This window comes from Pantoea sp. PvP021, assembly GCF_054056055.1.
The window spans coordinates 1372595-1393421 of the sequence record NZ_JBSRXX010000001.1; the positions used below are offsets into that span (position 1 = coordinate 1372595).

The following is a 20827-nucleotide window of genomic DNA, read 5'->3' on the forward strand; positions in this document are numbered from 1 at the left end:
GGAGAGCATGATGACCAGAACCCGAAAACGCCTTGCTGATACGCTGGTGCCCTGGCTGCTGCCGACGCTGCTGGTCGTGGTGTGGCAGATTGCCTCGCAAACCGGCTGGTTGTCGACCCGTATTCTGCCCGCACCGGAGAAAATTGTGACCACCTTCTGGCAGCTGACCGCCAGTGGTGAACTCTGGCAGCATCTGGCGATCAGTAGCTGGCGGGCGCTGATCGGCTTCAGTATCGGCGGCTCTATCGGCCTGCTGCTCGGGCTGATTACCGGCACCTCCAGAACCGGTGAACGACTGCTGGATACCTCGGTACAGATGCTGCGCAATGTGCCGCATCTGGCGCTGATCCCGCTGGTAATCCTCTGGTTCGGTATTGATGAGTCCGCCAAGATCTTTCTGGTGGCGCTGGGGACGCTGTTCCCGATCTACCTGAATACTTATCACGGCATCCGCAACATCGATCGCGGGCTGGTTGAGATGGCGCGCAGCTATGGCCTTTCCGGCTGGAGCCTGTTTATTCAGGTGATCCTACCCGGCGCGCTGCCCAATATCATGGTCGGCGTGCGTTTCGCGCTGGGCCTGATGTGGCTGACGCTGATTGTGGCAGAGACCATCTCTGCCAACGCGGGTATCGGCTATCTGGCCATGAACGCGCGTGAATTCCTGCAGACCGATGTGGTGGTGGTCGCCATTATTCTTTACGCCCTGCTCGGCAAACTGGCGGATGTCGCCGCGTTGTTACTTGAACGTGTCTGGCTGCGCTGGCATCCCGCTTATCAACTGAAGGAGGAGAACGCATGAGCCAGACTCTCTCACCGGCGCGCCTCAACACCGGCACCCCGGTTGGCGTTAACGGCGTCAGCAAACAGTATGGCAGCCGCACCATTCTGAATAAGATTGACCTGCATATTCCCTCAGGTCAGTTTGTGGCGGTGGTGGGTCGCAGCGGCTGTGGCAAAAGCACGCTGCTGCGCCTGCTGGCCGGTCTCGAACAGAGCTCCAGCGGTGAACTGCTGGCAGGCAATGCGCCGCTGCAGTCGGCTCGTGAAGATACCCGCCTGATGTTTCAGGATGCGCGACTGCTGCCGTGGAAAAAAGTGATCGATAACGTCGGGCTGGGTCTGCGCGGACGCGAATGGCGCAGCGCGGCGCTGGATGCGCTGGCGGCGGTAGGCCTCGCCGATCGGGCTGATGAGTGGCCAGCCGCCCTCTCCGGCGGCCAGAAACAGCGCGTCGCACTGGCCAGAGCGCTGATCCACCGGCCCGGTTTACTGCTGCTGGATGAACCGCTGGGGGCGCTGGATGCCCTGACCCGCATTGAAATGCAGGGATTGATTGAGTCACTGTGGCAGCAGCATCACTTTACCGTACTGCTGGTCACGCATGATGTCAGTGAAGCGGTGGTGATGGCAGATCGCGTGTTGTTGATCGAAGAGGGTCAGATCGGGCTGGATCTGCTGGTGGATCTGCCCCGTCCTCGCCGTCGCGGATCGGCACGGCTGGCCGAGCTGGAAGCAGAGGTTCTGGATCGGGTCATGCAGCGTACGGAACGACCGCAGCCGGTTCGTTACGCGCAGCAGCGCTAAAAAAGGGGAGTGTCTCAGACACTCCCCTTTTTAATTATCAGGCGTTCAGTGCCCGGGTAATTTTCTCGTAGAGGTCGCCAGAAAGTTTATCCAGCTCCAGCAGCTGCTCCAGCGCCTGGCGCATCATCGCCTGACGGCCTTCGTCATAACGTTTCAGGCGAATCAGCGGCTCCACCATCCGTGCCGCAACCTGCGGATTGCGGGTGTTAAGGTCGGTAAGCATCTCCACCAGGAACTTGTACCCGCTGCCATCTTTAGCATGGAAGGCGGCCGGGTTAGCCGAGGCAAAGGCACCCACCAGCGAGCGAACACGGTTCGGATTACTCATGGTGAAGGAGCGATGATTCAGAAGCTGACGCACATTGCGCATCACGTTAGCGGCCGGACTGGTCGCCTGCAGCACAAACCATTTGTCCATCACCAGACCATCCTGATGCCAGCGCTCATCGTAAGCTGCCAGCAGCGCATCACGGCACGGTAACTGTGCCGCAACCGCAGCAGAAAGCGCCGCCAGCGCATCGGTCATGTTGGTCGCCTGGTGATACTGCGTCTGCACCAGTTTATCCGCCAGTTGCGCATCGCTGAAGGCGAGATAGGTCAGGCAGATATTTTTCAGGCTGCGCTGACCAATCGCGTCATGCTCCACGCGGTATTCAGGCTGCTGATTGGCGTTGTAGATCGCAAAAAACTCATCGGCCAGTTCGCGTGCCAGCGTGCGTTGCAGCGCGTCACGCACCAGCGCAATCGCCTGCGGATCGATCGTATCAAACAGCTCGGCAATCTCATTTTCCGACGGCAGTGTCAGGATCAGCGCGGTCAGCGCCGGGTCGCAGTCGGTATCCAGCAGCACCGCGCGGAAGGCGTCGGCGACATGCAGCGGCAGTGACAGATGCTGGCCCTGCTGATAGCGGGCGACATTCAGACGGATATAGGTCGCCAGCAGGCTCTGAGCCGCATCCCAGCGGGAGAAGTCGTTGCGTGCATGACGCATCAGGAAGGTGAGCTGAGCATCACTCCATTTGTAATCAAGCTTAACCGGAGCAGAGAATTCGCGCAGCAGCGACGGCACCGGCTGGAAGTAGACGTTATCGAAAATAAAGGTCTGGAACTCCTCGGTGACATTCAGCACATGATGCACCGGATGACCATTATTCTGCAGCGGGATCACCTTGCCTTCGCCATCGTAGAGTTCAATATCCAGCGGGATATGCAGCGGCAGCTTCTCTTTCTGATCGGCAGTCGCAGGCGTGTGCTGCGTGACGTGCAGCGTATACTGCTCCAGCTCCGGGTTGTAATCGTCGCGCACCGTCAGCACTGGCGTACCGGACTGGCTGTACCAGCGGCGGAACTGCGACAGGTCAACATTCGAGGCATCTTCCATCGCCTGAACAAAATCATCACAGGTGGCGGCGCTGCCGTCGTGGCGATCAAAATAGAGCTTCATGCCCTTCTGGAAATTCTCTTCACCCAGCAGGGTGTGCATCATACGGATCACTTCTGACCCTTTTTCATACACCGTCAGGGTATAGAAGTTGTTCATCTCGATGACCTGATCCGGACGGATCGGGTGTGCCATCGGGCTGGCATCTTCGGCGAACTGCGCACCGCGTACGATACGCACGTTATCAATGCGATTCACCGCGCGTGAACCTAGATCAGAGCTGAACTCCTGATCGCGGAACACTGTCAGTCCCTCTTTCAGGCTGAGCTGGAACCAGTCGCGGCAGGTCACGCGGTTACCGGTCCAGTTATGGAAATATTCGTGACCGATAACCGCTTCAATGCCCAGGTAATCTTTGTCCGTCGCCGTTTCCGCTTTAGCCAGCACATATTTGGCATTGAAGACGTTAAGGCCTTTGTTCTCCATGGCGCCCATGTTGAAGAAGTCCACCGCCACGATCATAAAGATGTCGAGGTCATACTCCAGACCGAAACGCTCTTCATCCCACTTCATGCTGTTTTTCAGCGAGGTCATCGCCCAGTCGGCACGGTCAAGGTTACCGCGATCGACGAAGATCTCCAGCGCCACATCACGTCCTGAACGGGTGGTGAAGCTGTCGCGCAGCACGTCGAAATCGCCCGCCACCAGCGCAAACAGGTAGCAGGGTTTCGGGAACGGATCCTGCCACTTCACCCAGCTGCGACCCTGCTCATCCCGGCCGCTGTCAATGCGGTTACCGTTGGAGAGCAGGAATGGATAGCGCTCACCGTCGGCATAGATGGTGGTCGTAAAGCGCGCCAGCACGTCGGGGCGATCGAGATACCAGGTAATATGACGGAAGCCTTCAGCCTCACATTGGGTGCAGAGCGCCTCGCCCGATTTATACAGCCCTTCCAGCGCGGTGTTCTGATCCGGATGAATATCGTTAATAATTTTCAGGGTGAAGCTTTCCGGCAGCTGGCTGATGACCAGTGCGCCCTCTTCTTCACGGAAGGCCGTCCAGGCTTGCCCGTCGACCTCCAGCGCAATCAGCGTTAACGCTTCGCCGTCCAGTCGCAGCTCAGCCTGGCTGTCGCCCAGTCGTTTAACCTGGCTGATGGCCGTTACGCGGGTGGTGGACGCATCCAGTTCAAAAGTTAAATCGATATCGGTGATGGTGTACTCAGGCGCACGGTAGTCGTGGCGATACTTGATTTGGGGCTGTTGCGTCATATTGCGTCTCGCGTTGTTATAAGTTTACCGGCAAAGTCTAAGCTTGTTACTACAAGCTTGCCACGCACAATGCACCTAAAGGGTGAAATGGCTACACTTTGTTAACAATGGCACAGATTGGCCTCGACCCGCCCGTCTGAAATATGCTGTGATCGGCTTCAGATAGTGAATTATACTTTTGCGTCTTTATGACTGTGTACAACACCGGGCTCTGCGCCACCGAACAGGATGCTGAAACGCGCCATGACAGGACATGCTTCCCCGATACTGACCTCGCTGCTGGATACGGACGCCTATAAGCTCCATATGCAGCAGGCCGTTTTCCACCGCTATCATGACATAACGGTGGCGGCGGAGTTTCGCTGCCGCGGCGACGAACTGCTGGGTCTCTACGCTGACGAAATTCGTGACGCGATAACCGCAATGCAACACCTGGCGCTGACTGATGATGAAGCGACCTGGTTGTCTCACCTTCCCTTCTTCCGGCAGGATTACCTCAGCTGGTTACGCCAGTTCCGCTATAACCCGGATCAGGTTGAGGTGCGTAATCATCATGGCAAGCTGGAACTCCGTATTCAGGGGCCGTGGCGAGAAGTGATCATGTGGGAGGTGCCGCTGCTGGCGCTGATCAGTGAGATTGTGCATCGTCATCGCACGCCGCAGGTCACTACTCAGCAGGCACTTGACCACTTACATCAGAAACTCGGCGACTTTAAAGCCCAGGTGGCTGACCTTGATATGTCACGCTTCCGCCTGATGGATTTTGGCACCCGTCGTCGCTATTCGCAGGATGTGCAGCAGTCGATCGTCTCAACGCTGAAACAGGAATTTCCGTGGCTGATTGGCACCAGTAACTATGATCTGGCGCGCCGTCTGTCACTGACGCCAGTGGGAACACAGGCGCATGAGTGGTTCCAGGCCTTCCAGCAGATCAGTCCGGTACTGGCCAACAGCCAGCGCGCTGCGCTGCAGGCGTGGCTGGATGAGTATGACGATAAGCTGGGCATCGCCCTGACCGATTGCATCGCTATGGACGCCTTTCTGCGTGATTTCGGTCCGGTGTTTGCCCGCCGCTACCAGGGACTGCGCCACGACTCCGGCGATCCGGTCGAATGGGGCGAGAAAGCCCTCGCCCACTACCAGAAGCTGGGTATCGATCCGCAAAGCAAACACCTGGTCTTTTCTGACAACTTAAATCTCGACAAAGCGCTGGCGCTTTACCGCCACTTTGGCCAGCGGATTAACGTCGTGTTCGGCATCGGTACCCGCCTCACCTGCGATATTCCGGGCGTGACGCCACTGAACATCGTTATCAAACTGGTGCAGTGCAATGGCAAGCCGGTGGCGAAACTCTCAGACAGCCCGGGCAAAACTATCTGCCAGGATAAAGCCTTTGTCAGAGCCCTGCGTAAAGCTTTTGATCTGCCGCTGGTGAAAAAAGCGAGTTAATCCTCTTCTTATCGGGGCGTTGATACGCCCCGCCTCTGCTGTAATAAATCTGCTTTCCCCCTGAATTTTGCTTGTTTCCTGAAGACTCGCAAGTAACATAGCAAAACCCCGGATGGGGCAACTTTTTTACTCACTTCTTCTATATAGAGAGATATTTATGAGCGTAGTGCCTGTAGCGGACGTACTGCACGGTCGCGTCGCGGTTGACAGTGAAGTCACCGTACGTGGTTGGGTGCGTACCCGAAGAGATTCCAAAGCCGGTCTTTCCTTCATCGCTGTCTATGACGGCTCCTGCTTTAATCCCGTTCAGGCTGTCGTCAATAATTCTCTGAATAATTATCAGGATGAAGTGCTGCGTCTGACCACGGGCTGTTCCGTTATCGTCACCGGTAAAGTGGTGGCCTCGCCGGGTCAGGGCCAGGCGTTTGAGATTCAGGCGACCAGCCTGGAAGTCGTAGGGTGGGTGGAAGATCCCGACAGCTACCCGATGGCGGCGAAACGCCACAGCATCGAGTATCTGCGCGAAGTGGCTCACCTGCGTCCGCGCACCAACCTGATTGGCGCGGTCGCCCGCGTTCGCCACACCCTGGCGCAGGCGCTGCATCGCTTCTTCCATGAAAATGGCTATTTCTGGGTCTCGACGCCGCTGATTACCGCCTCCGATACCGAAGGTGCCGGCGAAATGTTCCGTGTCTCTACGCTGGATATGGAAAACCTGCCGCGTAACGATCAGGGCAAAGTTGACTTCAGCGAAGATTTCTTTGGTAAAGAGGCTTTCCTGACCGTTTCAGGTCAGCTGAATGGCGAAACCTATGCCAGCGCCCTGTCGAAGATCTACACCTTCGGTCCGACGTTCCGCGCAGAGAACTCCAACACCAGCCGCCATCTGGCGGAATTCTGGATGCTGGAGCCGGAAATCGCCTTTGCCTCACTGGATGATGCCGCTGCACTGGCCGAATCAATGCTGAAGTATGTCTTCAACGCGGTGCTGGAAGAGCGTGCCGATGACATGGCCTTCTTTGCTGAGCGGGTAGATAAAGAGGCGGTTGAGCGCCTGCAGCGTTTCATCACCACCGATTTCGCGCAGGTGGATTACACCGATGCGGTTGAGATCCTGATGAACTGCGGTCAGACCTTCGAAAACCCGGTTTCCTGGGGTATTGACCTCTCCTCTGAGCATGAACGTTACCTGGCGGAGAAACACTTTAAAGCGCCGGTGGTGGTGAAAAACTATCCGAAAGACATTAAAGCGTTCTATATGCGCCTGAATGACGATGGCAAAACCGTGGCGGCGATGGATGTTCTGGCGCCAGGCATTGGTGAGATCATTGGCGGTTCACAGCGTGAAGAACGTCTGGATGTCCTGGATGCGCGTCTGGAAGAGATGGGTCTGAATAAAGAAGATTACTGGTGGTATCGTGACCTGCGTCGCTACGGTACCGTGCCACATTCTGGCTTTGGATTAGGCTTTGAACGTTTAATCGCCTATGTCACCGGCGTACAAAATGTCAGGGACGTAATCCCCTTCCCGCGCACCCCACGCAACGCGAGTTTCTGATATTCGGCATTAAATATAAGAAATTCATATATATAACGAGGTCGGCACTGCCGGCCTTTTTTTATTTTTGTAAATTTTGAGTTCTCTCACAAAGTTCCGTGTTTTTTACATTTTGTAATACATATTTTCTTACTGAAACAAGATTACGAGTTTAGTAGCATTTAAGCGCTAGAATTACGGCGGGTGGGATGGAAAGATGCGTGCAGACACAGGAAGACACCAAACTTCGTTCAGGGTTCTGTAAAGATTTCCTGACGGCAGTGGCAGGTGTACAAATAACTCCAATGAGGGTAATGAATAATGATGAAGCGCAATATTCTTGCAGTGGTTATCCCTGCTCTGTTAGTAGCTGGCGCAGCAAACGCTGCAGAAATCTATAACAAAGACGGCAACAAACTGGACCTGTACGGTAAAGTGGATGCGCGTCACCAATTCTCTGATAGCGCTGGTGATGATGGCGATGAGTCTTATGTGCGCTTCGGCTTCAAAGGCGAAACCCAGATTAATGACCAGCTGACCGGTTACGGCCAATGGGAATACAACGTTCAGGCGAACAACTCTGAAGGTTCTGACGCACAAGACGGCAACAAAACCCGTCTGGGCTTTGCCGGTCTGAAATTCGGCGATGCAGGTTCAATCGACTACGGCCGTAACTACGGTCTGGTTTACGATGCAATCGGCTGGACCGATATGCTGCCAGTATTTGGTGGTGACTGGGGTAACTCAGATAACTTCATGAACGGTCGTAGCGGCGGCCTGCTGACCTACCGCAACACCAACTTCTTCGGTCTGGTTGATGGCTGGGACTTTGCTGCTCAGTATCAGGGTAAAAACGATCGTGACGGTAACAGCGACGGTGTGCGTCGTTCTAACGGCGACGGCTACGCGTTCTCAACTTCTTACACCTCACCAATCGGTGTAGGCATCGTTGGTGCATACAGCAGCAGCGACCGTACTAATGCACAGGCAGCGGGTACTACTGACGCGAACGGTAACGTAATCGGTCAGGGCAAACGTGCAGAGAACTGGGCAACTGCGCTGAAATATGATGCGAACAACGTTTACCTGGCGGCAATGTATGGCGAAGGCCGTAACTCTTCATTTTATGACGCTACCGTACCTAACACCGCCGCTGGCGCTCTCCCTGGCTCAACCACTAATGGCACTGCCTATGTTAACAAAAGCCAGACTATTGAGTTAGTTGCTCAGTATCAGTTTGACTTCGGTCTGCGTCCATCCATCGCATACGTGCAGCAGAAAGGCAAAGATATTGAAGGCGTGGGCGATGCTGACCTGTACAAATACATCGATGTTGGCGCGACTTACTACTTCAACAAAAACATGTCTACCTATGTTGATTACAAAATCAACCAGCTGGATGACGACAACGCACTGGGTATGAACTCAGACGACGTGGTTGGTGTAGGCCTGGTTTACCAGTTCTAATCCTGCTTAAACATGTTGAAAAACGGGGCTACGGTCCCGTTTTTTTATGGCTGTTATTCACCAGAACTCTGTTTCCTCACGCCCTTCTACTCCGCTAAAACGTCTGTACTTCCCCGTCGCGCAATCCGCACCGCAAAATGTATGAATTTGTCTCGCAAACGGTTGGCATTTGCCTGGCCGGACGCTAACCTGAGAGCTCTTTTCGCTAAAGTTCACGCTAATGGACCTGACACATGTTTGAATCGATCTCTGCTGCACCCGCCGATCCTATTCTTGGGCTGGCCGATCTGTTTCGTGCTGACGACCGCCCGGAAAAAATCAATCTGGGTATCGGCGTCTATAAAGACGAAACCGGCAAGACCCCGGTGCTGACCAGTGTTAAAAAAGCTGAGCAATATCTGCTGGAAAATGAAACCACCAAAAACTATCTCAGTATTGATGGTCTGGCTGATTTTGCCCGTTGCACACAGGCCCTGCTGTTCGGCAACCAGAGCCCGCTAATCACCGCTGGCCGCGCTCGCACGGCTCAGACACCGGGTGGTACAGGCGCGCTACGCGTTGCAGCCGATTTCCTCGCCACGCAAACATCGGTGAAGCGGGTCTGGATCAGCAATCCGAGCTGGCCGAATCACAACAACGTGTTTAACGCTGCCGGTCTTGAGGTCTGTGAATACCACTATTACGACCCGGCAAACCATACGCTGGATTTCGATGGCATGGTCGCGTCACTGAAACAGGTTCAGCCAGGCGATGTGGTGCTGTTCCACGGCTGCTGCCATAACCCGACCGGTATCGACCCGACTGCTGAGCAGTGGCAACAGCTGGCGCAGTTGTCACAGGCCAACGGCTGGCTGCCGTTGTTCGACTTCGCTTACCAGGGTTTTGCCCGTGGTCTGGAGGAAGATGCTGAAGGCCTGCGTATTTTTGCCGCCTCGCATCAGGAACTGATCGTCGCCAGCTCTTACTCCAAGAATTTCGGCCTGTATAACGAGCGTGTCGGTGCCATCACGCTGGTTGCCGCCGATGCGAGTGTGGCTGATACCGCGTTCAGTCAGGTGAAGTACACCATTCGCGCGAACTACTCCAATCCGCCGGCACATGGCGCCGCCATCGTCGCCACCATTCTGGGCAACGATACCCTGCGTACCATCTGGGAGCAGGAGCTGTCGGACATGCGTCAGCGCATTCAGCGCATGCGCCAGCTCTTCGTAAACACGCTGGCGGAGAAAGGCGCACAGCGCGACTTCAGCTTTATTATTAAGCAGAACGGCATGTTCTCGTTCAGTGGCTTAACCAAAGACCAGGTCATTCGCCTGCGTGAAGAGTTTGGCGTCTACGCGGTGAACTCAGGGCGTGTGAATGTGGCGGGCATGACGCCAGACAATATGTCGGCGCTGTGCGAAGCCATTGTCGCCGTGCTGTAAGCAGGATGACCGAATTGAAAAATGGGCCTGCTGGCCCATTTTTTATTGCAGGAAAGGATTGCTGATGCGTTCATGCCCCAGCGTAGAAATCGGGCCGTGACCGGGCAGAAAAGTGACATCATCGCCCAGCGGCAGCAGTTTCGTGCGGATAGCATCGATTAACTGTTGATGATCGCCCTGCGGGAAGTCTGTGCGTCCCACACCACCATTAAAAATCACGTCACCTGAAATCAGTAACCTTCCTGGCCGATCGAAGAACACCACGTGGCCAGGCGAATGGCCCGGACAATGCAGGACTTCCAGCGTGGTCAGCCCTACCTGTACGCTCTCCCCCTCTTCCAGCCAGCGATCGGGGGTAAAAGGCGCGCATTCATCAAGTCCGAACATCCGGCTCTGGGTAGGCAGCGCCTCCAGCCAGAATGCATCACGCTTTTGTGGTCCGACAATCGGAATCTGCCAGAAGGCAGCCAACTCGACGGCGGCCCCGACGTGATCAAGGTGCCCATGGGTCAGCAGAATCCGGGAAGGTTTAAGCTGGCGTTGTTCCAGCGTCTCTTTGATCAGATCGGCATCGCCGCCTGGATCAACCAGCGCGGATTCACGAGTGGACTCGCACCAGATAACTGAACAGTTCTGGGCAAACGCGGTAACAGGAATAATGTGGTAATTCATAACGCTCCATGACCGGCTCACGCAGCGTTGCCGGTGTCATTACCAGTGCCTGATCGGCCCGGTATCAATATGTACAAAGTTACTGCGGGGATAATATCCTACACCACCCGCACGCAGAGATAACGCCGCTTTGCGTACATTGGCCAGAGAAACCCCTTCGATATGGAAATCCATTGCCTGGCCTTTGGTATGATAGCTGTGCTTTGCCACCCCAGGACCGCTCTCACGTAACATGTTGTTGGTTGCCAGTGAACGGTAGCCCGAAACCAGCTGTATCGGTTTACGCATTCCCAGCAGCGCCTGCAGGCGGAAGATTTGATCAAACAGGTGCGGATCGATGCTTTTCACTTTATTGGCGCGATAGTCACGGAAAAAGTGATTTAATCGTGACAACTCATCCTTGTCGTAACTCTTACCATTAAAAAACTCAGTTTTAAGGGTTTCACCGGTATGAAGATTATTAAGCATCAATACACGCGGGCGAGAGGTAGAAAGCGAGGCCCTTGCAGAAGCGGGTAATAATGCCAGACCGGCGGCGGCGCTACCGCACAGCAGTAGTTTGCGACGAAAAGAATCAATAGTAGACATGTAACGATTTACCTGAGAGTGAAGCCATAGAAATGTGCAAAAAGCGCACAGCCCGAACCATAACTTTCTCTCAGTAGAGCGTCAACCCATCTGCAACCTGTTTGCGTGGCGATCCCTGCAGGAATCGCCATTTGATAATATTTTTCTGAATAACCGGCCCGCCGCTAACGATTTAAAATCAATCACTAGAGCAGCAATTGCTCAGCCCGACTCAAAGCCTGGCTGCCCGAACGCGCGGTGTCATCATAATTGTAAATATCTGTGCGGAACTGTGGTTTGCCATCATCAGCGACCCACGCCGTCAGATAATAGAGATTGACCGGAATACGATGCCGAATGGGCACGTAGCGGGTGTCACCCTCTTTTAACGTACTGGAGATGCGGGCATCGTTCCAGCCCGCGTCCTGCAGTAATAAGCCTGCCAGTTCCGACGCTTTATTTACCCGGACGCAGCCTGAGCTGAGCGCGCGGATATCGCGCTGGAACAGGTTGTGGTTCGGCGTGTCGTGCAGATAGATCGCATCTGAGCTGGGCATATTAAATTTATAGCGGCCCAGCGCATTCGCCACACCCGGTGCCTGAATCAACCGATAGGGGAACGATGAAGCGGTGACCATGCGCCAGTCGATCATGCTGGGGTCGATCACTTCAGCGTCAGCGCTCCAGCCCGACAGCAGGGTATAGCCATGCTTATAGAGATAGGTCGGATCCTGCTTCACTTTAGGAATGATATCTTTACGCACCAGCGTGGTTGGCACATTCCACGGCGGGTTCAGCACCACATTATTGAGCGCGCTGCGCATCAACGGCGTTTTGCGATCCGGACGCCCGACGATGACCCGTGATGAGAGGATCTTGTTACCGTTGTTGTAATAAATCAGCGAGTAGTTGGCGATGTTCACCATAATGCCGTTGTGCATATCGTCCGGCAGCAGGCGCAGTCGCTGAATGTTCAGCGCCAGCAACGAAGCACGCATCTGCGGAGAGACGTTAAGCCACTGCCGCGTTCTGGCACCGATAGCACCGTCGCCATCCAGTCCCTGCCACTGCTGGAAACGCTTCACACCCGCCACCAGCGTCTCGTCATAGACATTGGCGGTGTTCCCTTCCAGCGTCTGACTCTGAACGTTACCCGGCGATTGCAGTGAAGGCGCAGACAAATCGGTGACTGGCGCGGCAGAAGGGCTGACCGCAACCGGCTGGTCGCTGTGGGTCACTGGTGAGGCGGCCACCGGCACCGCATCGTCATCCGGTGCAGGTGCATTAACCTGCGCCGTTAACATGCCGCTGCGCTGCAGGATTTCACGCAGCGCCGGCACATCGTCACTGACCTGTCCCGGGCGCAGCGTTTCACTGCTTTTCAGCTGCGGCCAGGGTTGTTTATCACCTAGCAGGGTTTTCAGCGCGGCGTGCATCGGCTGATACTGCGGGTGCTGCGGCTGCAGTGACGCAATAAACGTGTTGCCCGATCCTGCATTGACCGCATTCTGCCACTGATTCACGACCGCCACCGACGGCTGTGTCAGCCGGTAGGGAACATTGCTGTAAAGCCAGGTTTCACCCTGCGTCGGCACATTAGAAACAAATTGCAGATAGCCCAGCATCGCATCGGACAGCGCGACATCCCGGGCAAAGCCGGTGATCGCCGGGTTAGTCAGACGCTCAATCCAGCGCGTGAACTGTGGCTGAACACCAGAAAGCGCCACTTCAGCCAGCTGCTGCTGAAATTTTTGTATCGCCTGGGGATCCTGCCAGAGCGGTTGCATATGGCGGGATGCATAGAGCGTCGCCAGCGGTGCCAGATAAAACGGCTGATCGGCGCTGGAAAACGCCTGCCGGATGCGTTGCTGACTTTCGGAAACGGAGATAGCCGCCTGCGTTGTCCCGGGCAAAGCGGCGATAACAGCGGCCTGCGGTAGCGTAAATGGAACAACGGTTAGCGCCAGCGCTAACAATGATAGAACGCGATGATGATTTAATTTTTTTACCAGCAACATCCCTGCCCCCTTGTTTTTCAACTTCGCAGTGTTCCCTGTATCCACTGCGACCGCGCTGTGACTCATCATGTGAGTATACAAACAAAAACGGCATTTGCCTCATGCGACAAATGCCGTAACCAGATTAACGAATGGTTCAGTTTTTGACTACGTTTCCGCCTGCGAATTTTCAGCGGTTAAATCGGGCAGCGCATCTGCGTCGCTTCCCGCCCGCACCGGCGAAGGATCGGCAGCAAAACCACGCAGACCGACCACATGCACATGCTCGGTGTTATTAAACACCTTACGCACCAGTTTGTAGGTCGTGCCTTTTTCCGGACTGATATTCTCCGGTGCTGCAATCACCAGCTGCATCTCCAGTCGCTCACAGAGTTCAAACAGCGTGGCGATGGAGCGGGCATCCAGACGGGCCGCTTCATCAAGGAACAGCAGTCGGCATGGCGAAATATCTTTGCCGCGCAGACGACGGGACTCTTCTTCCCAGCTCTGCACTACCATCACCAGAATGGACATCCCGGTACCGATCGCTTCACCGGTTGAGAGCGCCCCGCTCTCTGCGCGCAGCCAGCCATCGGAACCACGGTTAACTTCCACTTCCATCTCCAGATAGTTGCGGTAGTCCAGCAGCTCCTCACCGATGGTCTGCGGCGTACGCTGCCCCATATCAATGTGCGGATTAAGACGCTGGTAGAGCTTCGCCAGCGCCTCCGAGAAGGTCAGCCGATTGCTGTTAAAGAGATCCTGATGCTGCTCGTGCTCTTCCGACAGCGTATCCAGCAGCATGGCGTGGGTTTCACGCACGTTCACGTTGAGCCGCACGCTGCGTACCTGACCAAAGCTGACGGTCTGCAGGCCCTGGTTGAGCTGGCGGATACGGTTCTGTTCACGCTGGATCGTTTTACGGATGATGTTGGCCGCACTGCGCGAACTGATTGCCAGCATCTGCTCACGTGCCGTCAGCTCTTCCGTCAGACGGTTCAGCTCGATTTCCATCTGCTCAATCGCTTCGACCGGATCGTCAGTCCGAATAATATCCTGACGAATACGCTCGCGCAGATGCTGATAAACCGCAATAAAGAACTGAATTTTACGTTCCGGACGTTTTGGATCTTCCGACAGTCGCAGCACGTCGCGCAGATGTTCGTTGTCCGCCACCGCCAGACGCAGCGCACCCAGCGCTTTATCCGACATAGAGCGCAGCTCATCGCCGCTCAGGTAGGCCAGTTCACGGCGATGCAGACGACGCTCAACGCCATTCTCTTTCACCAGACGCAGTACGTTACACCAGCCCGCTTTGGCGCTGACCACCTGTTCACGCACCTGATGATACTGACGCTCCAGCTGACGCAGTCGCTTCTGCAGGTTATCCATCTCCGCTTCGCAGAAGGTAAGCTGTTTCTCCAGCTGATTGCGGCGTGCGCGGTTGTGACTCAGTGCCGTGTAGAGCTCGTCACGGCGAACACGCGCGCGTTCTTCCGCGCTGCTGTCAGCCTGGACGCCAATGTCCTGCATCTCCTGCTGCAGCTCTTTGAGCATGTCACGCTTGGCGTCATAGGCGCTTTTCAGCGAGGCCAGCACCTGGGAGTATTGCGTCAGCTGCGCTTGATGTTCACGCAGGCGATCACGACTGCGGCTGCGTTCGCCCTCAGCCTGCTCCAGACGCTGACGCAGCTTATCGCTGAGGTCGTTGTTGCCGTTGAGCATGCTGGCCGAGTCGTCGTAGCTGAAGTGGGCGCGACGCTGCACCACTTCTGTCAGGGCAAAGGCCTGCTGACGGGCGTTGCGCTGCTGCTGCTGCGCCTGCTGATAATCCGCCTGTAACTGCTCATGCTGTTCCGGATCGCTCTGCAGCACGGCGATGATCGGTTCCAGTTTCGCCAGCTTAGCGCCATGCTGATGCAGGAAGCGCGCCGCTTCCTGTGCCGCATCGACCTGCTCGCGGATCTCTTCGCAGCGATCGCCCAGCGTGTCGTCCAGCAGCAGATTGACGCGTGGCAGCAGCCGGTTTAACTGTGATACGCCCTCTTTGGCCAGCTCATACTGCTGACGCTGCTGCTGATTGTTGCTCTCATGCTGATTCAGCGCGCGCTCCAGCTCACCCCGGCGCGCGCCCAGCTGACGGATCTGCGCTTCCGGATCGGCGTCAAAGGCGACGGCCAGATGACTGCCGATAAAGCGGCTGAATGACTGATGCAGACGCTGCGTTTTCTGCACGTCGAACGACAGCGTGGCGTAGCGTTCGGCCAGCTTATCGCGCTCAAGGTGCAGCAGCTCCAGCTGATTCTCACGCGCCGCGCGGCCAAACAGCGGTATTTTCGGGAAGCGGGAGTAGCGCCACTGACGCTCTGCCACCTTCACCACCACCGCATTCTGCAGTTCATCGACGCTGAAGACGCTGTCATCGAACGACTGCGGATCACCCTCGATCAGGTAGAGATCTTCCGGACACTCTTCCAGACCATCCAGCAACTCACGAACGCGGGAGAGATCCGGCACCACAATCGCATGACGCGACGGACCGTAGAGCGCCGAGAAGTAAGGCGCATCATCCAGCGTCACATCATCGTAAATCTCTGACAGCAACACGCCGCCAAACCGTTCTGCCAGCTGGGTCAGGCGCGCATCTTCCGCACCGCCTGGCTGGCTAAGACGTTCAATCTGCCGCTCGATATCACGTTTTTGAGCGGCCACTTCGTCGCGCTCGACGGTGGTTTCACGCTCACGCTCCAGCAGCTGCTGCATATATTCGGTGACGTCCTGGCTGCTGTTCAGCGCCTGGCCGGTCTGTTCGCTGAGCTGAGTCAGGATCTCTTGCGCCGCCAGCCAGTGTGGCGCACGGGCGGTCAGGCTGGTGATGCGTTCACGCAGCTGCTCCAGCTCCTGGCGCATCATCATGCGCTGCTCACCGGCGTCGGAGACGCTGCTGTTCAGCTGTTCAATCTGTGCTTCAAGCTCCTGCTGCAGGCCTGCCAGCGCATCCGCTTCATAATGCTGCCCCTGACGCTTGCAGAATTCCGCCAGCAGACGTTCCGCCTCATGCTGTTCGCGCAGACGCTGCTCCAGCTCATTGAGACGCAGACGCAGCGAAGAGAGCTGTTCGGCGTGATGACGCTGGTTGCTGGCATCACGCAGCAGTTCGCGGCCGGTTTGCCAGGCGTCCTGACGGGTCACGTCACCGGCAATGCTGGTCACCAGCGCCAGCGCCTGTTCAAACTGACTGTGCGCCGCTTCCGCTACGCTCAGCTTCTGCTCCAGGCGCAGCAACCGTTCTGTCGCCTCTTCCTCTTTTGCCTGGAAGCTTTCCTGCCATTCAGCCGCATTTTCAATGCTCAGATCGGGCAGCTGGCAGAGCGTGCGGGCGCGCTCCAGCGCCTGCAATGCCTGCTGATACTGGATAGCGCGGGTTTGCTGCACGTCGAGCGCCTGCTGGAAATCGGCCAGCTGACTTTTCAGCTCATCTACTTCCAGCTCAGCCGCTTCGGCCCGCGCTTCATTCTCTTCCTGAATTTCACGCGCTTCGGCGACCACTTCGGTCTGCTCTTCCAGCCGCAGCGTCAGATCTTCGATATCCGCATCGTAGCGCTCAATCTTCTCCTGCTGACGCATCGCCGTCTGTACCAGGTTCAGGTGATCGCTGGCGGCCTGATAATCGACTTCAAGATCGTTTTCTGCACCACTGTGCTCAGCCAGTTCGCGCGCCATCTCAACATGACGATACTGCTCGGTGGCGAGCTGCTTGCGGCTGCTGAACAGCTCGTTGCGCAGCTGTAACGCGCTGTCGAGGTGTCCCCGACGCTCGTTGGCGTGGCGCATATAGTCAGCCGAAACGTAGCTGGTCGCCTCGGAGATCAGATGCTTGAAGAGATCGCGGTCAGACTGGGTAACGCGGATCGCCTCCAGCGTCATGCGGTTCTCGCGCAGCGCGGCTTCCATATCCTGGAACGCTTTGCGCACGCCACTGTTTTCAGGCAGCAGGTAATCACGCAGCGATCGGGTGATGGCGCTGGAGATACCGCCATACAGCGAGGCTTCAATCAGACGATAAAACTTGCTGCGATCGCTGGCAGAGCGCAGACGACGCGGCACCACACCATGATCAAACAGCATGGCGTGATAATCGGTGACTGAGTTATAGGCGCGGAACTGTACCCCTTCCTGCGCCTCAACCCGCTCTTTGACTTCGTTCAGCGGTAATACGCGTGCCTGACGGCTGTTAAGCACTTCCGTCAGCATATCGGTTGGGTTGGTGTCGGTGGGCAGGCCATGGATACTGAATGGCTTAATATCGACCTTTTTATCGCGTCCGGCGACCTGTTGCAGACGGACACCGACCACGACACGCTGATGGCGTGAGTTCACCACATCCAGCATGGAGTAGCAGACGCCAGCCCGCAGTTTACCGTGCAGACCCTTGTCACGGGATCCTGATGTCGCGCCCGCTTCGGTGGTGTTACGGAAGTGCAGCAGCGTTAAATCGGGGATCAGCGCGGTGACAAATGCCGCCATCGTGGTGGACTTACCCGCACCGTTACCGCCTGACAGCGTGGTCACTAATTCATCGAGATCAAAAGTACGGGCAAAAAAGCCGTTCCAGTTGATCAGCGTAAGCGAACGAAACTTTCCGCGCTCAATCATGCCTGTTCTTCCTCTGCGTTCTCACTCGCGTCGCTTTCCTGTCCTTCACCGTCATCGGTGTCGACCGGTGCTGTCGCGTTTTCCAGTAGCATGGCCTCGCCATCACGAATCAGACGAAGCTGCGCTTCACGGGCGTCATCACCGCCGCGCACGTCGGCACCAAAGCGGAACACCGATTCCGTGATGCGGAACTTGCTGCTGTCGTTGCCGAAAAACCACACCATGCCAAGGCGACGCAGGCGGCTCAGAGAGGCGCGCACTTTCTCCTGCAGTTTGGTGCGATCCAGATCCGAACCGGTTGAACGCTGGTTGACCAGCTTCAGCAGGCGGTTCTCATCGGCCAGAGAGAGCAGTTCGTCGTACAGCTCCTGCTGGGTGAAGATACCTTCATTGGCCAGTCGTTCCGGGCTGAGATAGAGATAGCAGAGAATCTTCCCGACCATCATGTCCAGTTCAGAGAGCACGGAACGCGGAATCAGCGTGGTTGAACGCGGACGCAGATAGAAAAAGCCTTCCGGCGCACGGATTAACTCAACGTTATAGCGGCTGTAAAACTCTTCGAGAAACGACTGGTAGTCCATCAGAAAAGCGTGATTATCCAGCTCTTCGATACCGATATGGCGTCCGGCGCGTAACTGGCTGTCCAGCGCGGGAAAAATCGGGTTGGCCAGTGCCTGTGCCAGCTTAACCGGCATCACTTGTTCAATATTTGTCGATGACATGTGCCTGCACCTTGGCTCCGTAATCATTGATGGCTTGCCATTCCACAGGCAAACCGGCTAAATCAGCTTCCGCTACGCCAAGGCGCACCGCCTGATCCACCACAATACGCGCCAGATCGAAATGGCGGGCTCGGGGATACTGGGCCAGGTAGTCGCGCATCACTGACGCGAGGTTGAGCGGTTTTTGTTGCGATTTGTAGACCTGCAGCGCTTCTTCAATCATCGCTGCCAGCTGTTCGCGGATTTCGTTGATCTCTTCGTACTCCATCTCCGGCGGCAGTTCACCCATCACTTCGTCGTTACGCAGCGTCAGCGCCTCATCACGCATGTCATACAGGCGGTCGGCGTTGGCATAGGTCAGCGCCCAGGGCGCGTCGAAGTAATTCTGCACCGATACCCGCAGGCGCTGCGCAAAGACGCGGTTTTTATCCATGTCGATGGCGGTACGAATAAATTTATGGACGTGGCGGTCATAGCCGATCCAGAGGTCAATCGCCTGCTGGCCCCAGCTGGTAATACGGTCGAGTTTGCTTTGCAGATCAAACACCAGCTTATCGACAAAGCCCAGATCGGGACTGTCCAGCGTGGCATCCTGAATGCGCAGCAGATTTTCCTGAAGTTTGTCGCCCGCGGCTTCAAGCGTATCCTGCAGTTCACGCAGCGTTCCTGAGGTTTCAGAAAGCAGCATTTCACAGCTGGAGATGGCCGCGCGCCAGTCTTTGTTCAGCAGTTCGGCGATATCATTTTTAACCGCCTGCTGCTGTTCATCCATCAGACGCTGGGTCATATCGATGCTGTCGAAGATCTCCGCCACGGAATATTTCAGCGGCGCGAAAACATTGCGGTGCCAGTGAAACTCATCACCGTTTTCCTGCGCGGCATCGGCTGCCCGCTTAAGCTCATTGGCCACAATCGACAGCTGCATCGACAGGCGCAGAGTCGAGAACTCACGCTGGCGGATGTAATAGTCGGTGATGCCGATCGCCAGCGGCGTCAGGCGATAGATGGCATTGCCTTCCGTGATTTCGCTGGTAAAACGGTTGAGCAGGCGCTGTCGCACCATGTCGTTGATGGCGTTGTTGGCACGAACCAATACGGTTTCATGGGTTTGTTCGAAAGCTTTGCTGACGTGACGGAAAGCATCAATCAGATCGCCTTCGCTCATTTCGCCATCCATCCGCTCACCGTTGAGGGTGGCGATAGCCAGCAAAAAGGCCAGACGTTCCACTGGCAGCGCAAGGGAAAAGTCATTTTTGCGCGCCCAGGAGACCAGTTCAGGTACCGTCTGGGAAAATTCACTCATAATTCGTCCTTCTGCCCGGGTTTACGCGCGGTCACGTGGATGTAGCGCCCTAAGCTCAAAAAGGGTTCCTGACAACAGTAACGCCGCTCCATCTCAATAATTTCGTCGTCGCTTTTTGGCTCGCCCTTCGGCGGCTTCATGTAGTCACTGAACACCCGGATCCCGGCACGCTGCTCAATCACAAAGCCACACGCCTCCAGCCAGCGATAGACCTGCTCGGGGTCGCGCGGATAGTCAGGCGACAGCGTTCGCTTTTTGCGTTTGGTCAGGTTGGTGCGCAGATAGCCGAAGTTACCCAGCGTTAAGGTGCGCAATGTCAGGCCGTGCAGATTGTAAAACATCAGCGACATGACGCCCCCCGGACGCAGCAGATCGTACAGCGCTTTCAGCACCTTCTCCGGTTCAGCGACCCACTCAAGCACAGCGTGGAACAATACCAGATCCACCGGCTTATCCAAATGTTCACCCACCTGCTGAGCGCTAATTTGTCTGAATTGCATGTTGTGGCTCACACCCTGCGCCGCCGCATTTTCCCCGGCCCGGCGCAGCATCTCGCTGGACAGGTCGCACAGCAGAACCTGATGGCCCTGCGCAGCAAGCCCGCTGGAGACCTGGCCGACACCGCCGCCAGCATCCAGCACCGACAGCGGGTGCGGTGACAGACCGGGCAGTATCTTCTCCAGCTCATCCCAGAGGATGGCCTGGCGTATCTTCCCTTTAGTGGTGCCGTAAATATTTTGCGAAAATTTATCCGCGAGATCGTCAAAGTTACGATCCTGCATGGCATGCGCTC

The 20827-nt window shown here is 56.2% G+C and carries 14 protein-coding genes; 6 read left to right on the plus strand and 8 right to left on the minus strand.

Annotated features, from left to right (window positions below; genetic code table 11):
- The first annotated feature begins 10 nt into the window (after positions 1 to 10).
- Positions 11 to 802, plus strand: coding sequence for an aliphatic sulfonate ABC transporter permease SsuC (gene ssuC, locus ACVKSX_RS06385; protein WP_010254987.1), 792 nt, complete (start codon positions 11 to 13; stop codon positions 800 to 802).
- Entirely contained in the window at positions 799 to 1587 is a 789-nt protein-coding gene (ssuB, locus tag ACVKSX_RS06390; RefSeq protein WP_010254985.1) for an aliphatic sulfonates ABC transporter ATP-binding protein, read from the plus strand. The genes ssuC and ssuB overlap by 4 nt, the downstream gene beginning before the upstream one ends.
- 37 nt (positions 1588 to 1624) lie before the next feature.
- Here ssuB and pepN read toward each other — a convergent pair whose 3' ends face one another.
- Positions 1625 to 4240, minus strand: coding sequence for an aminopeptidase N (gene pepN / locus ACVKSX_RS06395; protein WP_033766848.1), 2616 nt, complete (start codon positions 4238 to 4240; stop codon positions 1625 to 1627).
- A 243-nt stretch (positions 4241 to 4483) separates the two neighbouring features.
- Here pepN and pncB point away from each other — a divergent pair, with 243 nt between their 5' ends.
- The 4 genes from pncB to ACVKSX_RS06415 all read left to right on the plus strand — a co-directional run bounded on the left by pncB (position 4484) and on the right by ACVKSX_RS06415 (position 10117).
- The gene (pncB, locus tag ACVKSX_RS06400; protein WP_354438490.1) at positions 4484 to 5689 is read left to right on the plus strand and encodes a nicotinate phosphoribosyltransferase; all 1206 of its coding nucleotides are present in this window, start codon (positions 4484 to 4486) and stop codon (positions 5687 to 5689) included.
- 157 nt (positions 5690 to 5846) lie between these two features.
- On the plus strand, positions 5847 to 7247 hold the full coding sequence (asnS, locus tag ACVKSX_RS06405) for an asparagine--tRNA ligase (RefSeq protein WP_010254981.1): 1401 nt from the start codon (positions 5847 to 5849) through the stop codon (positions 7245 to 7247).
- 300 nt (positions 7248 to 7547) lie between these two features.
- Positions 7548 to 8693: a porin OmpF gene (gene ompF / locus ACVKSX_RS06410; protein ID WP_033779477.1), complete on the plus strand. Its 1146-nt coding sequence runs from the start codon at positions 7548 to 7550 to the stop codon at positions 8691 to 8693.
- Positions 8694 to 8926: 233 nt separating this feature from the next.
- Positions 8927 to 10117, plus strand: coding sequence for an amino acid aminotransferase (locus ACVKSX_RS06415; RefSeq protein ID WP_033757161.1), 1191 nt, complete (start codon positions 8927 to 8929; stop codon positions 10115 to 10117).
- Between the two features lie 42 nt (positions 10118 to 10159).
- Here ACVKSX_RS06415 and ACVKSX_RS06420 read toward each other — a convergent pair whose 3' ends face one another.
- The 7 genes from ACVKSX_RS06420 to cmoM all read right to left on the minus strand — a co-directional run bounded on the left by ACVKSX_RS06420 (position 10160) and on the right by cmoM (position 20816).
- Complete coding sequence (locus ACVKSX_RS06420) at positions 10160 to 10789, minus strand: MBL fold metallo-hydrolase (RefSeq protein ID WP_089414409.1); 630 nt, start codon at positions 10787 to 10789, stop codon at positions 10160 to 10162.
- A gap of 39 nt (positions 10790 to 10828) precedes the next feature.
- Positions 10829 to 11377: a YcbK family protein gene (locus ACVKSX_RS06425; RefSeq protein ID WP_010254972.1), complete on the minus strand. Its 549-nt coding sequence runs from the start codon at positions 11375 to 11377 to the stop codon at positions 10829 to 10831.
- A gap of 185 nt (positions 11378 to 11562) precedes the next feature.
- Positions 11563 to 13374, minus strand: coding sequence for a L,D-transpeptidase (gene ldtD, locus ACVKSX_RS06430; protein WP_010254970.1), 1812 nt, complete (start codon positions 13372 to 13374; stop codon positions 11563 to 11565).
- A gap of 147 nt (positions 13375 to 13521) precedes the next feature.
- Positions 13522 to 18009 carry a chromosome partition protein MukB gene (gene mukB, locus ACVKSX_RS06435; protein ID WP_354438491.1) on the minus strand — a complete coding sequence of 1496 codons (4488 nt, stop codon included), beginning with the start codon at positions 18007 to 18009 and terminating at the stop codon, positions 13522 to 13524.
- The gene (mukE, locus tag ACVKSX_RS06440) at positions 18006 to 18731 is read right to left on the minus strand and encodes a chromosome partition protein MukE (RefSeq protein ID WP_010254966.1); all 726 of its coding nucleotides are present in this window, start codon (positions 18729 to 18731) and stop codon (positions 18006 to 18008) included. The genes mukB and mukE overlap by 4 nt, the downstream gene beginning before the upstream one ends.
- Entirely contained in the window at positions 18712 to 20034 is a 1323-nt protein-coding gene (gene mukF, locus ACVKSX_RS06445) for a chromosome partition protein MukF (protein ID WP_010254963.1), read from the minus strand. Before mukF ends, mukE begins: the two co-directional genes overlap by 20 nt.
- On the minus strand, positions 20031 to 20816 hold the full coding sequence (gene cmoM / locus ACVKSX_RS06450) for a tRNA uridine 5-oxyacetic acid(34) methyltransferase CmoM (protein WP_354438492.1): 786 nt from the start codon (positions 20814 to 20816) through the stop codon (positions 20031 to 20033). Before cmoM ends, mukF begins: the two co-directional genes overlap by 4 nt.
- Positions 20817 to 20827: the final 11 nt, after the last annotated feature.